The 13887-nt window shown below is 73.6% G+C and carries 15 protein-coding genes and 1 pseudogene; 14 read left to right on the top strand and 2 right to left on the bottom strand.

Annotated features, from left to right (window positions below; genetic code table 11):
• The 5 genes from AB0881_RS40430 to aroQ form a co-directional block, all read left to right on the top strand.
• On the top strand, positions 1–1457 hold a 1457-nt coding region (locus tag AB0881_RS40430), incomplete at its 5' end, for a DUF4132 domain-containing protein (RefSeq protein WP_366626069.1).
• Between the two features lie 51 nt (positions 1458–1508).
• Positions 1509–2687, top strand: a complete 1179-nt coding sequence (gene aroC, locus AB0881_RS40435; protein WP_366626071.1) for a chorismate synthase — start codon at positions 1509–1511, stop codon at positions 2685–2687.
• A 49-nt stretch (positions 2688–2736) separates the two neighbouring features.
• Positions 2737–3240, top strand: coding sequence for a shikimate kinase (locus AB0881_RS40440; RefSeq protein ID WP_366626073.1), 504 nt, complete (start codon positions 2737–2739; stop codon positions 3238–3240).
• A complete protein-coding gene (gene aroB, locus AB0881_RS40445) occupies positions 3237–4322 on the top strand; it encodes a 3-dehydroquinate synthase (RefSeq protein WP_366626074.1) in 1086 nt (361 codons plus the stop codon). The genes AB0881_RS40440 and aroB overlap by 4 nt, the downstream gene beginning before the upstream one ends.
• Positions 4319–4768, top strand: coding sequence for a type II 3-dehydroquinate dehydratase (aroQ, locus tag AB0881_RS40450; RefSeq protein WP_366626076.1), 450 nt, complete (start codon positions 4319–4321; stop codon positions 4766–4768). Before aroB ends, aroQ begins: the two co-directional genes overlap by 4 nt.
• Positions 4769–4781: 13 nt before the next feature.
• Here the strand turns inward: aroQ and AB0881_RS40455 are convergent, their stop codons facing one another.
• On the bottom strand, positions 4782–5357 hold the full coding sequence (locus AB0881_RS40455) for a TetR/AcrR family transcriptional regulator (protein WP_366626078.1): 576 nt from the start codon (positions 5355–5357) through the stop codon (positions 4782–4784).
• 148 nt (positions 5358–5505) lie between these two features.
• On the opposite strand from AB0881_RS40455, the gene AB0881_RS40460 reads away from it, so the two are divergent.
• Together AB0881_RS40460 and AB0881_RS40465 are read left to right on the top strand one after the other, a co-directional pair.
• Entirely contained in the window at positions 5506–6171 is a 666-nt protein-coding gene (locus tag AB0881_RS40460) for an enoyl-CoA hydratase-related protein (protein ID WP_366626080.1), read from the top strand.
• 89 nt (positions 6172–6260) lie between these two features.
• Positions 6261–7307, top strand: coding sequence for an LLM class F420-dependent oxidoreductase (locus AB0881_RS40465; RefSeq protein WP_366626082.1), 1047 nt, complete (start codon positions 6261–6263; stop codon positions 7305–7307).
• An 18-nt stretch (positions 7308–7325) separates the two neighbouring features.
• Here the strand turns inward: AB0881_RS40465 and AB0881_RS40470 are convergent, their stop codons facing one another.
• A complete protein-coding gene (locus AB0881_RS40470) occupies positions 7326–8810 on the bottom strand; it encodes a flavin monoamine oxidase family protein (protein WP_366626083.1) in 1485 nt (494 codons plus the stop codon).
• 162 nt (positions 8811–8972) lie between these two features.
• Between AB0881_RS40470 and AB0881_RS40475 the strand changes: the two genes are divergently transcribed.
• The 7 genes and pseudogenes from AB0881_RS40475 to AB0881_RS40505 form a co-directional block, all read left to right on the top strand.
• Positions 8973–10049, top strand: coding sequence for a Xaa-Pro peptidase family protein (locus tag AB0881_RS40475; RefSeq protein ID WP_366626085.1), 1077 nt, complete (start codon positions 8973–8975; stop codon positions 10047–10049).
• A 63-nt stretch (positions 10050–10112) separates the two neighbouring features.
• Positions 10113–10670, top strand: a complete 558-nt coding sequence (gene efp / locus AB0881_RS40480; protein WP_366626087.1) for an elongation factor P — start codon at positions 10113–10115, stop codon at positions 10668–10670.
• A gap of 25 nt (positions 10671–10695) precedes the next feature.
• On the top strand, positions 10696–11118 hold the full coding sequence (nusB, locus tag AB0881_RS40485; RefSeq protein WP_366626088.1) for a transcription antitermination factor NusB: 423 nt from the start codon (positions 10696–10698) through the stop codon (positions 11116–11118).
• Between the two features lie 34 nt (positions 11119–11152).
• The gene (locus AB0881_RS40490) at positions 11153–11938 is read left to right on the top strand and encodes a methyltransferase domain-containing protein (RefSeq protein ID WP_366626090.1); all 786 of its coding nucleotides are present in this window, start codon (positions 11153–11155) and stop codon (positions 11936–11938) included.
• A gap of 12 nt (positions 11939–11950) precedes the next feature.
• Positions 11951–13213, top strand: a complete 1263-nt coding sequence (locus AB0881_RS40495; protein ID WP_366626092.1) for a DNA polymerase IV — start codon at positions 11951–11953, stop codon at positions 13211–13213.
• A gap of 150 nt (positions 13214–13363) precedes the next feature.
• Positions 13364–13786, top strand: a complete 423-nt coding sequence (locus tag AB0881_RS40500) for a DUF3040 domain-containing protein (protein ID WP_366626093.1) — start codon at positions 13364–13366, stop codon at positions 13784–13786.
• 20 nt (positions 13787–13806) lie between these two features.
• Positions 13807–13887, top strand: a pseudogene (locus AB0881_RS40505) (TetR/AcrR family transcriptional regulator); the annotation flags it as partial.

The following is a 13887-nucleotide window of genomic DNA, read 5'->3' on the forward strand; positions in this document are numbered from 1 at the left end:
CGGCCGTCGCCGGCGCCGCCCGCGTCCACGGCGTCCGGGCGGCGGACGCGGTCGCGGCGCTCCTCGCGGCCGACCCCCTGGAGCGGCTCGCGACCCGGCCGCCGAAGTACGGCGAATGGGTGGACCTCGCGGCGCTCCCGCAGGTCCTGCTGCCGGGCCGGGAGGCGGCCCTGCCGGAGGCCGCGACGCGGAACCTGGTGGCGATGCTCGCCCTGGGCAAGCCGGGGGAGACCTACCCCGGCGTCCTGCGGATCCGGGACGAGTGCGACCGCGCGTCGCTCGCGGAGTTCGCCTGGTCGCTGTTCGAGTACTGGCAGATGATCGGCGCCCCGGCCGCCGACACCTGGGCGCTGGCGGCGCTCGGCCCGCTCGGCGACGACGCCGCCGTACGCGACCTGACCCCGCTGATCAAGGCGTGGCCGGGCGAGTCCGGGCACGCCAAGGCGGTCAAGGCCCTGGACGTGCTCGCGGAGATCGGCACCGAGACCGCGCTCGCGCACCTGCACGGCATCGCCCAGCGGGTGAGGTTCGCCGGGCTCCGCGCGAAGGCGGAAGAGAAGATCGCCGAGATCGCGGAACGGCTCGGGCTGACCACCGACGAGCTGGGCGACCGGCTCGTCCCGGACCTCGGGCTGGACGCGAGCGGCTCCCTCGTCCTCGACTACGGGCCGCGCCGCTTCACGGTCGGCTTCGACGAGGCGCTCAAGCCGGTGGTCGCCGGGGAGGACGGCAGGCCGCTCAAGGCGCTGCCCAAGCCGGGCGCCAAGGACGACCCGGAGCTGGCGCCCGCCGCGTACAAGAGGTTCGGGCGGCTCAAGAAGGACGCGCGCGCGGTCGCGGCCGACCAGATCGCGCGCCTGGAGAAGGCGATGGTGAACGGGCGGAGCTGGACACCGGAGGAGTTCCGCGCGTACTTCGCCGGCCATCCGCTGGTCCGGCACATCGCGCGCCGCCTGGTGTGGGCCGCGGACGGCGTGCCGTTCCGGATCGCCGAGGACGGGACGCTCGCCGACGCCGCGGACGAGATGTTCACGATCCCGGCGGGGGCGGCCGTCGGCATCCCGCACCCGCTGCCGCTCGGCGAGGCGGCGGTGAAGGCGTGGACGGAGATCTTCGCCGACTACGAGATCCTCCAGCCGTTCCCGCAGCTCGGCAGGACCGTCGTCACCGGCCCGCCGGACCGCTTCGAGGGGCGCCGGGTGCCCTCGGGCGCCGTACGCGGCCTGGTCCAGCGCGGCTGGCTGCTCCGGACCGGCGACGATGGGCTGCGGGACGAGATCGGTCGCCCGCTGGGCCCCGGCGCGGAGATCACGGTCGGGCTGGACCCCGGCCTCTGGGCCTCCGGGGACGACCTGCCGGAGCAGGTGCTGGAACGGGTCGTGATCGAGGGCGCCGGCGCCCCCGGCCCCGTCCTGCTGTCGGAGGCCCTCGCCGACCTGGAGCGGCTGTCCGGCTGAGGTCCGTACCGCGTGCGCGGGCATGCCCGGGGAGATGGGAGGATTGGGCCCATGCTGCGCTGGTTGACCGCGGGGGAGTCCCATGGCCAGGCCCTCACCGCGATTGTGGAGGGCCTGCCGGCCGGCGTGCGCGTGACCTCGGACGACATCGCCGAGGCCCTGCGCCGCCGCCGGCTCGGGCATGGGCGGGGCGCCCGCATGAAGTTCGAGCAGGACAAGGTCACGATCATCGGCGGGGTCCGCCACGGCGTGACGCTGGGCGGCCCGATCGCGATCGAGGTCGGCAACAGCGAGTGGCCCAAGTGGGAGACGGTGATGTCGGCCGACCCGGTCGACGCCGACGTCCTGGCGGCCCAGGCGCGGAACGCGCCGCTGTCGCAGCCGCGGCCCGGCCACGCCGACCTGGTCGGCATGCAGAAGTACGGGTTCGACGACGCCCGCCCGATCCTCGAACGCGCCAGCGCCCGCGAGACCGCCGCGCGGGTCGCGCTCGGCGAGGTCGCCAAGCAGTTCCTGCGGCAGGCGCTCGGCGTCGAGGTGCTCAGCCACGTGCTGTCGCTCGGCGAGGTCGCGGCCCCGGAGGGCGTGCTGCCCGAGCCGCACGAGCTGGCCGCCGTGGACGCCAACCCGGTGCGCTGCTTCGACCCCGAGACGGCCGCCGCGATGATCGCGCACATCGACGAGCTGAAGAAGGCCGGCGACACCCTCGGCGGTGTCGTCGAGGTGCTCGCGTACGGGCTGCCGCCCGGCCTGGGCAGCCACGTCCACTGGGACCGGCGGCTGGACTCCCGGCTGGCCGGGGCGCTGATGGGCATCCAGGCGATCAAGGGCGTGGAGCTGGGCGACGGGTTCACCACCGCGCGCCGGCCCGGGTCGCGGGCGCACGACGAGATCGACAACACCGAGGACGGCGTGCGCCGCCGCACCAACCGGGCGGGCGGCGTCGAGGGCGGCATGACCACCGGCGAGGTGCTGCGGGTGCGCGCCGCGATGAAGCCGATCTCCACGGTGCCGCGCCGGCTCGACACCATCGACGTGCGGACCGGCGAGCCCGCCAAGGCCATCAACCAGCGCAGCGACGTCACCGCCGTGCCCGCCGCCGGAGTGGTCGCCGAGGCCATGGTGGCGCTGGTGCTGGCCGACGCCGCGCTGGAGAAGTTCGGCGGCGACTCGGCCGAGGAGACCGCCCGCAACCTGCGCGGGTACGTCTCGTCCCTCGCCATCAAGTAGCAGGCCGTCAAGCAGGTCAAGTGGAGAGCACGCGATGGAAGCGGAGACGATGACGCGACCCAAGGCGGTGCTGATCGGCCCGCCCGGCTCGGGCAAGAGCACGATCGGCGCGGCGCTGGCGGGCCGGCTCGGGCTGGCGCTGCGCGACACCGACGCCGACGCCGAGGCGATGGCCGGCAAGCCGATCGGCGAGATCTTCATCGACGACGGCGAGGAGGCCTTCCGCGACCTGGAGCACCGCGCCGTGCGGGCCGCGCTGGCCGAGCACGAGGGCGTGCTGGCGCTCGGCGGCGGCGCCGTGCTGCACCCCGAGACGCAGCAGCTGCTGGCCGGGCACACGGTGGTCTACCTGCGGGTCGGGCTGTCGGAGGCGGTCAAGCGGGTCGGGCTCGCCTCGGCCCGGCCGCTGCTGGTCCTCAACCCGCGCAGCCAGCTGCGCAAGCTCCTGGAGGAGCGGCTCCCCGTGTACGAGCGGCTCGGGACGCTGCACGTCGAGACCGACGGCCGCACCCCCGAGGAGATCGTCGAAGAGATCGTCAAGGAGCTCTCATGAGCGGCACGGACGCGGCGCGGGTCCGCGTCGGCGGCGGCGAACCGTACGACGTGGTGATCGGGACGGGCGTGCACGGCGAGGTGCCCGGCCTGCTCGGCCCGGGCGTCCGCACCGTCGCGCTCGTCCACGACGAGAGCCTCGCCGAGCTGGCCCGCCCGGTCGGAGCCGCGCTGGAAGAGGCGGGGTACCGCGTCGAGGCGCTGCCCGTACCGGAGGGGGAGGCGGCCAAGGAGGCCGGCGTCCTCGCCGGGCTGTGGTCGCGCTTCGCCGAGCTGGGCATGACCCGCTCGGACGCGATCGTCGGCGTCGGCGGCGGCGCCACCACCGACCTGGCCGGCTTCGCCGCCGCCTCGTGGCTGCGCGGCGTGCGGTGCGTCCTGGTGCCGACCACGCTGCTGGGCATGGTGGACGCCGCGGTCGGCGGCAAGACCGGCATCAACATCCCCGAGGGCAAGAACCTCGTCGGCGCGTTCCACCCGCCGGCCGGGGTGCTGTGCGACCTCGGCACGCTCGCCACGATGCCGCGCGAGGACTACATCAGCGGCCTCGCCGAGATCATCAAGGCCGGCTTCATCGCCGACCCGGTGATCCTCGACCTGGTCGAGGACGACCCGGCGGGCGCCGCGTCGCCGGCCGGGCCGCACACCCGCGAGCTGGTCGAGCGCGCCGTCCGGGTCAAGGCCGAGGTCGTCTCCGCCGACCTCAAGGAGGCCGGCCCGCGGGAGATCCTCAACTACGGCCACACGCTGGCGCACGCGATCGAGAAGGCCGAGGACTACCGCTTCCGGCACGGCCACGCGGTCGCCGTCGGCATGGTCTACGCCGCCGAGCTGGCCGCCCTCGCCGGCCGGCTCCCCGCCGACGTCGTCGAGCGGCACCGCTCGGTGCTGGCGTCCACCGGCCTGCCTGTCTCGTACGCCGCAGGCGCCTGGCCCGGGCTGCGGGCGGCCATGACCATCGACAAGAAGTCCCGCGGATCCACGCTCCGCTTCGTCGTCCTGGACGGCCTGGCCAAGCCCGGCCGCCTGGAGGGGCCCGGCGAGGACCTGCTGGAGCGCGCCTACGCGAAGGTGGCCGGATGAGCCGCGTCCTGGTCCTGAACGGCCCCAACCTGCGCCGCCTGGGCACCCGCGAGCCGGACGTGTACGGCGCCGAGTCGTTCGACGACCTGACCGCGCTGTGCCGCGACGCGGGCCGCCGGCTGGACCTCCAGGTGGAGGTGCGGCAGACCGACGACGAGGCGGAGATGATCGCCTGGGTGCACGAGGCGGCCGACGAGCGGCTGCCGGTCGTGCTCAACCCGGCCGCGTTCACCCACTACTCGTACGCGCTGCGCGACGCCCTCGCGCAGCGCACCGCGCCGCTGATCGAGGTGCACATCTCGAACCCGGCCGCGCGCGAGGAGTTCCGGCACACCTCCGTGGTCGCGGGCGTGGCCACCGGCACGATCGCCGGGTTCGGGTTCATGTCGTACGTCCTGGCGCTCCAGGCCCTCGCGGAGGTCCTCGCCGAGGAGAAGACCCGGTAGGGCCCGCCGGTTCTCAGGCGCCGGCCACGGCGGCGCGGGCCAGGTCCTTCAGCTCGGCGACGACCTCGTCGAGCGGGGCCACGTCGCGGCGCGCCCGGCACATGACGGTGGCGCCCTCCACGGCCGCGACGATCATGGTGGCGAGGCGTCCGGCGCGGGCGTCCGGAACGCCGGCGTTGCCGAGCCCGGTGGCGAGGGTGTCCTGCCAGCGCCCGAACGCGGCCGCCGCGGCGGCCGCGAGCTGCGGGGCGTCCTCGTGCGACTCCACCGTGACCGCGACCACCGGGCAGCCGGCCCGGAACTCGCTCTTGATCAGCACCTGCCGCCACCAGCCCACGAACGCGTCCACGGCCGAGGCGGCGTCGCCGCCCTCGACGGCCGCCGCGATGCCGGCGTTGAGGAACTCCCCGGCGTAGCGCACCGCCTCCTCCGCCAGCTGCACCTTGCCGCCCGGGAAGTGGTGGTAGATCGATCCGCGGGGCGCGCCGCTGTGCGTGATCACGTCGCGGAAGCCCGTCCCGCTGTAGCCCCGCTCGCGGAAGAGGTAGGCGGCGCTGCGCACCATGCGTTCCCGGCTGTCGGTCCCCATACCAGCGATTATGACATTCATCATAGGTCTTTCGCGGTGCCCATGACGGACGTCATACTGTTTCCCGGTTTGCTATGACGATCGTCATATGCGGAGGGAATAGGCTGCTGGCGGTACTCGAGGTGCCGGTACGGAGAAGGAGACCTGCGTGATCGAGCTCAAGCGCGAGGGCGACGTGTTCGTCCTGCGGTACGACAACGGGGAGAACCGGTTCGGCCCCGACTTCCTGGACGCCGTGGACGGCGCCCTCGACGAGGTCGCGGCCGCGGCGGCGCCCCGCGCGCTGGTCACCGTCGGCACGGGCAAGTTCTACTCCAACGGGCTCGACCTCGACTGGCTGAGCGCCAACGGCGACCGGATGGCCGAGTACCTGGGGCGGGTCCACGCGCTGTTCGCGCGGCTGCTGGAGCTGCCCGTCCCGACGGTCGCGGCCGTGAACGGCCACGCGTTCGCCGGCGGCGGCATGCTCGCGCTGGCGCACGACTTCGCCGTCATGCGCACCGACCGCGGCTACTTCTGCCTGCCCGAGGTCGATCTCGGGATGAACTTCACGCCCGGGATGTTCGCCCTGATCCAGTCGCGGCTGTCGCCGGCCGCCGCGCACGAGGCGATGATCACCGGGCGCCGGTTCACGGCGGAGGAGGCCCGCGCCGCCGGGATCGTCCACCGGACCGCGCCCGAGGCGGAGGTGCTGCCCGCGGCGGTCGAGCTGGCCGCGTCGCTGGCCGGCAAGGACGGCGCGACCGTGGGCAGGATCCGTACCGGGATGTACGCCCCGGCGCTGGCCGCGCTCCGCGGCCCCGCGCTGGGCTGACGCCCGCGGCCGGACCCTGGGCGCGCGGGCGCTCAGGGACTAGGTTACGTTCGACTGGAATCCGATTCGGTTCAATGAGAGGACGCCGGATGCGCATCGGGATGGCGCTCAGCTACGCGGGCGGTTTCAAGGAGACCGTCGAGGAGCTGGCCGACTACGAGAAGGCCGGCCTCGACATCGTGTTCGTCGCGGAGGCCTACAGCTTCGACGCGGTGAGCCAGATGGGCTACATCGCCGCCAAGACCGAGCGGCTGGAGATCGCCTCCGGCATCCTGCCGATCTACTCGCGGACGCCCGCGCTGATGGCGATGACGGCGGCCGGCCTGGACTTCGTCTCCGAGGGCCGCTTCACCCTCGGCCTCGGCGCGTCCGGCCCGCAGGTGATCGAGGGCTTCCACGGGCTGCCGTACCAGGCCCCGCTCGGCCGCACCCGCGAGGTCATCGAGATCTGCCGCAAGGTCTGGAAGCGCGAGCGCCTCCAGTACGAGGGCAAGCACTACACCCTCCCGCTGCCCCCCGAGCAGGGCACCGGGCTGGGCAAGCCGCTCAAGATCATCAACCACCCGGTGCGGGCCGACATCCCCGTGCTGGTGGCCGCGATCGGCCCCAAGAACGTCGAGCTGACCGCCGAGATCGCCAACGGCTGGGAGCCGATCTTCTACATGCCGGAGAAGGCCGCCGACGTCTGGGGCGACGCCCTCGCCGCGGGCAAGGCCAGGCGCGACCCCGCCCTCGGCGAGCTGGACGTGGTCGGCCAGGCCCCGCTGGCCATCGGCGACGACGTCCAGGGCTTCCTGGAGTTCGGCCGGCCGATGGCCGCGCTCTACATCGGCGGCATGGGCGCCAAGGGCAAGAACTTCTACAACGACCTCGCCCGCCGGTACGGCTTCGAGCGCGAGGCCGAGGAGATCCAGGACCTCTACCTGGACGGCAAGAAGGACGAGGCCGCCGCCAAGGTCCCCGCCGAGCTGCTGGAGAAGATGTCGCTGATCGGCTCCGAGGGCCACGTCCGCGAGCGGCTGGCCGCCATGAAGGAGTCCGGCATCACCACCCTCAACGTCTCCCCGATCGCGGGCGACCACAAGGGCCGCCTCGCGCTGATCGAGAAGGTCAAGGAGATGGCCGCCGGCCTCTGACGCGGCCGGCCGGACCCGCTACAGGGCGGCGTGGACCTCGGCGGCGACCCGCTCGCCGGAGCGGACCGCGCCGTCCATGTAGCCGGTCCAGTACCCGGACGTCTCGGTGCCCGCCCAGTGGACCGGGCCGCACGGGGCGCGCAGCGCGGCGCCGAAGTCGGTGAGCACGCCGGGCGGCGCGATCCCGACCGGGCCGCCGCCGCTCCACACCTCGTTGTCCCAGCGCTGCACCGCGGTGCTCCGCGGGTTCGCCGCCTTCTCCCCGAACAGCTTCGTGAACGACTCGAGCCCGGCCCGGCGGACCTCGTCCTCCGGGGCGTCGTCCAGGCGCCGGATGTTGGTCTGGTTGATGAAGCCCATCAGGATGCCGCGGGAGCCGTCCGGCGGGCTGTTGTCGAAGGTCGTGTCGATCGCCCCGCTGTCGGCGACGGCCTGCCCGGTGAGCCCGTCGGCGCGCCAGAACGGCGTCTCGTAGAGGGCCACGAACTTGGCGGCCGAGCCCATCGGGTAGCGCTGCATGAGCTGCGCCCGGCCCGCGGGCAGCCCCGGCGAGAAGTCGATCTTCGCGGCGATGGCGGGGGACATGGCGACGATCGCCCGCTTCGCGGTGACCGTGATCCCGTCCGCGGTCACCGTGACGCCCCCGCCGCCGCTGGTGACGCTCCGTACCGGCGCGTTGTAGCGGATCCGGTCGCCCAGGCGCGCGGCGAGCCGTACCGGGATCTCCTGCGATCCGCCGACGAAGCGCGTCTCCTGCGCGCCGTCCTTGGTGTCGATGAGGCGGTTCACGTCGCCCGGCGTGGCCGCGTTCCCGGCGGCGGCGATGTAGTGCAGGACGTACAGCAGCGACACGTCGCGGGACCGCACCGACAGCGTCGCGCTGACGAACGCGTCCAGCAGGAAGCGCGCGCCGGAGCTGAGCGAGTTGGACCGCGACCAGGTGTGGAACGTCTGGCCGTCCCACTCCTCGGCCCTGGGCGCCTTCCACGGCTCGCCCACCGGGACGGTCTTGGCCATGTTCCCGAGCGCGACCAGCGCGAACTGGAGGTCGATCACGCCCCAGTCCGGCGGGACCGAGCCGAGCAGGCCGTCGGTGGCGTACTCCGACCGCTTCCCGTTGCGGTAGTAGACGTTCTTGCCGGTGTTGTACGTGGCGAACGTGCCGACGCCGAGGTCCTTCGCGAGCGCCGCGATCCGGTCCTGGGTGGGGCCGATGAACTCGGCGCCGCCCTCGCTGAAGACGCCGTCGCCGAGCGGCAGCGCGTACACCCGGCCGCCGGGGCGCTCCCGCGCCTCCAGGACGATCACCGACCGGCCGGCGGCGACCAGGTCGCGGGCGGCGACCAGGCCGGACAGCCCGGCCCCGACGACGACCACGTCGGCCTGCGCCGGGGCGGTGCGGGACCGGGCGGCGGCCGGGGCGGCGGGGAGGGCGGACAGGGCGGCGCCGGTGGCGGTCAGCGCGCCCGCGCCGAGCACGCCGCGCCTGCTGACTGGGGGCATGAGATCACTCCTGGGGAAGGGGCCGTGGCGGCCGCGGCGGGGGATCACGTGCGCGCGCCACGGTAGGGCACCCCGGGCACCGGAATCGAGAGTTATTCATGTTTTGAGACGGCACCGAGACACGCGCTCCGGGCACCCGGAGCGGTGAAATACAGTGCGGCCATGAACGACCAGCACCAGCGGCGGCGCGGCGCGCTCGCCGCCCGCATCGCCGCCGACGCCGACGCCGTACTGATCACCAAGCCGGTCAACGTCCGCTACCTGACCGGCCTGGCCAGCTCGAACGCGGCGCTGCTCGTTCCCGCCGCCGGCGCCGCGGTGCTGGCCACCGACTCGCGGTACGCCGGGACGGCCGCCCGGGTGTGCCCCGACCTCGAACTGATCGTCCAGCGGACGACGAGCGAGGCGCTGACCGCCCGCGCCGCGGAGACCGGCGTCCGGCGGCTGGCGTTCGAGGCGCACGCCATGACCGTGGAGAAGCACGCCGCCCTCGCCGCGCTCGACGAGCGCCTCGCGTTCACCCCCGCGGGACATCGGGTCGAGGAGCTGCGCCGGGTCAAGGACGAGGACGAGATCGCGCTGCTGCGCGAGGCGTGCGCGATCTCCGACCGGGCGCTGGCGGACGTGCTCCCCACGATCGGGCCCGGCCGGACCGAGCGCGAGATCGCCATCGCGCTGGAGCGCCGGATGATCGACCTGGGCGCCGACGCGATCGCGTTCGACACCATCGTCGCGTCCGGCCCCAACGGCGCGATCCCGCACCACCGGCCCGGCGGCCGGGCCCTGGAACGCGGCGATCTGGTCACGATCGACTTCGGCGCCCTGCGCGGCGGCTACCACGCCGACATGACCCGCACGTTCGCGATCGGCGAGCCCGCGGACTGGCAGCGCGACGTCTACGACCTGGTCCTGCGCGCCCAGCTGGCGGCGATCGCGGCGGCCGTCCCGGGGGCCGAGACCGCGGCCGTCGACGCCGCCGCCCGCGACCTCGTCAAGGCCGCCGGGCACGGCGACGACTTCCCGCACGGGCTCGGCCACGGCGTGGGCCTGGAGATCCACGAGGCACCGCTCATGGGGTACGACAGGACCGGTAAGCTGATGGATCGAGTTCCTGTCACCGCCGAGCCCGGGGTCTACCTCGCGGGCCGGGGCGGGGTCCGCATCGAGGACACGCTCGTGGTCCGGCCGGGCGGGCCGGAGCTCCTTACCGAGACGACGAAGGACCTGCTCGTCCTCTGACGAGCACGGGTCCGCGAGCACCGGAACGACCGGGGCGGGAGTGCCCCGCCAGGAGAGGACGCTGTGGCGACGACGAACGACCTGAAGAACGGCATGACGCTGAACCTCGACGGCCAGCTGTGGACCGTTCTGGAGTTCCAGCACGTCAAGCCCGGCAAGGGCGGCGCGTTCGTCCGGACCAAGCTGAAGAACGTGCTCTCGGGGAAGGTCGTCGACAAGACCTTCAACGCCGGCACCAAGGTCGAGGTGGCCAGCGTCGACAAGCGGGAGATGCAGTACCTCTACCGCGAGGGCGACGACTTCGTCTTCATGGACACCGAGACCTACGACCAGCCGCACATCCCCGGCACGATCGTCGGCACCGCCGCGGACTACCTGCTGCCGGAGCAGAACGCGGTGATCGCGTTCAACAACGAGAACCCGCTGTACGTCGAGCTGCCCGCGGCCGTCGTGCTGGAGGTCACCGAGACCGAGCCGGGCCTGCAGGGCGACCGCTCCACCGGCGGCACCAAGCCGGCCACGCTGGAGACCGGCGCGACGATCAACGTCCCGCTGTTCATCACCACCGGCGAGAAGGTCAAGGTCGACACCCGCTCCGGCGACTACCTCGGCCGGGGTTGATGGGCGAGCGAGCGAGGGCGGGCAAGTGAGCGCTAGGACCAAGGCGCGGCGGCTGGCGCTCGACATCCTGTTCGCGGCCGAGCTCCGCGAGGAGCGGCCGACCGAGGTGCTGGCCCAGCGCGGCCGGCCCAACCAGGACGAGCTGTCGGAGTTCGGCCATGCGGTGCGGCTGGTCGAGGGCGTCCAGGAGCACGGCGAGCGGATCGACGAGCTGATCGCCACCTACGCCACCGGCTGGACCCTGGACCGGATGCCGGTCGTGGACCGCAACATCCTGCGGATGGGCGCTTACGAGCTGCTCTGGGTCGAGGACGTCCCGGACGGCGTCGCGGTGAGCGAGGCGGTGGCGCTGGCCACCGACCTGTCCACCGACGAGTCCCCCCGGTTCGTGAACGGGCTGCTGTCGCGGCTCCAGCGGCTGAAGCCCTCGCTGTCCCTGGAGAGCTGAGCGGTCCCGGCGGAGCTGGCTAGGGTGGGGACGGATGACCGGAGAGCGCGACAGTAGGGGGACGGCCGTGGCCACCCGGCAGGGAAGGCGTACCCGGGGCGGCGGCCGGGTGCGCAGCGCCGTCCTGTGGGACGCGCTGCGCAAGGTCCTGGACCGCATCGACCCCGAGTCGGGGCCCCGGGACGTGGTCGACGTGGGCGGCGGCACCGGCGGTTTCGCGGTGCCGCTGGCCGAGCTCGGGCACCGGGTGACGGTGGTCGACGCCAGCCTGGACGCGCTGGCGGCGCTGGAGCGCCGCGCCGCCGAGTCGGGGGTGACCGTCCGCGCCGTCCAGGGCGACGCGGTCGATCTGCCCGACCTGCTCGGCCGCGACACGGCCGACCTGGTGCTGTGCCACAGCGTCCTGGAGTACGTCGACGACCCCGCCGCCGTGATGGCCGCGCTGACCCACGCCGTCCGCCCGGGCGGTTCGGTCAGCGCGCTCGTCCCCGGCCAGGTGGGCGCGGCGCTGCACCGGGCGGTGGCCGGCCACTTCGACGACGCGCGGCGGGCGCTGACCGACCCGTCCGGGCGCTGGGGCGAGCACGACCACACCCCCCGCCGCTTCACCCGCCAGTCGCTGTCGGCGCTGGTCGAGAACGCCGGCCTCCGGGTGGGCGCCCTGCACGGCGTCCGGATCTTCGCGGACCTGGTCCCGTCCGGCGACCTGGACTCCGAGCAGGACGCCGAGGCCCTGATCGCCCTGGAGGCGGTCGCCGCCGTCCACCCGGTCCTCCGCGAGCTCGCCACCCAGCTGCACGTGGTGGCCGACCGTGTCTGAGCGGCGGCGGGCGTGAGCCGGAAGCAGCAGCTTCACCGGCCGGGGCCGCCGGCGGGGCCGCCGGGGGACGACACCGGGTGCGCGATCCTGCATGTCGACATGGACGCCTTCTTCGTGAGCGTCGAGCTGCTGGAGCGGCCCGAGCTGCGGGGGCGGCCGGTGATCGTCGGGGGCGTGGGCGCGCGCGGGGTGGTGTCGGCGGCGTCGTACGAGGCCCGCGAGTACGGCGTGCACTCGGCGATGCCGATGTCGCGGGCGCGGCGGCTGTGCCCCCAGGCCGTGGTGCTGCCGCCCCGGCACGAGCGCTACTCGCGGGTGTCGGCGGCGGTGTTCGAGATCTTCCGTACGGTGACGCCGCTGGTCGAGGGGCTGTCGCTGGACGAGGCGTTCCTGGACGTGGCGGGCGCGGTGCGGCGGATGGGGCGGCCCGCGGTGATCGCCCAGGCGATCCGGGAGCAGGTGCGCGAGCAGCAGGGGATCACCTGCTCGGTCGGCGTCGCGAGCACCAAGTTCATTGCCAAGATGGCCTCGACCCGGTGCAAGCCGGACGGGCTGCTGGTGGTGCCGGCCGCCGAGGTTGAGGCGTTCCTGCACCCGCTGCCGGTCGCGTCGCTGTGGGGCGTCGGCGAGCGGACGGAGGAGGCCCTGAAGCGCCTGGGGCTGCGGACGGTCGGGCAGATCGCCCAGGTGCCCCTGGCGACGCTCCAGCGGGAGCTGGGGAACGCGCTGGGCGCCCACCTGCACGAGCTGTCGTGGGGGCGCGACCCGCGCGCCGTGGTGCCGCACACGCCCGACAAGAGCATCGGCGCCGAGGAGACGTTCGACACCGACATCGACGACCCCGAGACGATCAGGCGCGAGCTGCTGCGGCTGTCGGAGAAGGTCGGGGCGCGGCTGCGGGCGAGCGGGAACGCCGGGCGCACGGTGAGCGTCAAACTGAGAATGGCGAACTTCAAGACGATCACCCGGGCGCGCACCCTGCGCGAGCCGACCGATCTGTCCCGTGTGATCTATATCACAGCCTGCGAGCTGTACGAGGCCGCCGGGCTGGATCGGGTACGACTGCGGTTGGTGGGCGTCCGGGTGGAGAACCTGGGCCCCGCCGATCAGGCCCCCCGCCAGCTGGCCTTCGGCGAACCCGAGACGGGCTGGAGAGAGGCCGAGCGCGCGATGGACCAGGTCGCGCACCGGTTCGGCAGCGGTGCCGTCCGGCCGGCCGCGCTGGTCCGCCGCGCCGACGACGGTGACGGCAGTGACGGCGGGGACGCACGGTGACGGGAGACGGCAGGGACATGACCGACTCGTGGTCTCCGGTTGGCCGTTCGCTTTCGTCCCCTCGTTCGGGCTCGTATTCTGGGCATATCACCGTTGAGGTTCCCGTCCTGCATCGGATACCCCGTAGCGGGGCTGTCGTTGGGAGGCGCCGTGCCGCTCTCTGAGCACGAGCAGCGCATGCTCGAGCAGATCGAGCAGGCGTTGTACGCCGAGGATCCGAAGTTCGCTCACGCGGTCCGCTCGACCAACCCCCAGGTCCATTACAAGCGCCGGATCGTCAAGGCCGCTCTCGGTTTCGTGCTGGGTGTGTGCGCGCTGATGACCGGTCTCGTCATGAACGCTGGCACGGTCACGATCGTGGTGAGCGTGACCGGATTCCTCCTGATGGTCGTGTGCTGCGTCTGGGCACTGACCAGCTGGAAGCGCATGACCGGGGTCGGCTCCGAGGCCGCGCCGCCGGGCGGCGCCGGCGGCGGTGGTGCCGCCGGCCGGCCCGCCCGCCGCGAGCGCTCCAAGCGCGGCTTCATGGACCGGATGGAGGAGCGCTGGCGCCGCCGCACCGAGGGCGAGTGACCCGGCCGTAGCGGGCCCGGACCAAGGACGCGCTGGTCGAGCAGGTCGTCCGCCGCGAGTTCCGCCGCTACTTCGACCGGTTCCTCACCGACATACAGCGG

It is taken from the genome of Spirillospora sp. NPDC029432 (assembly GCF_040703975.1).
Taxonomy (GTDB): domain Bacteria; phylum Actinomycetota; class Actinomycetes; order Streptosporangiales; family Streptosporangiaceae; genus Spirillospora.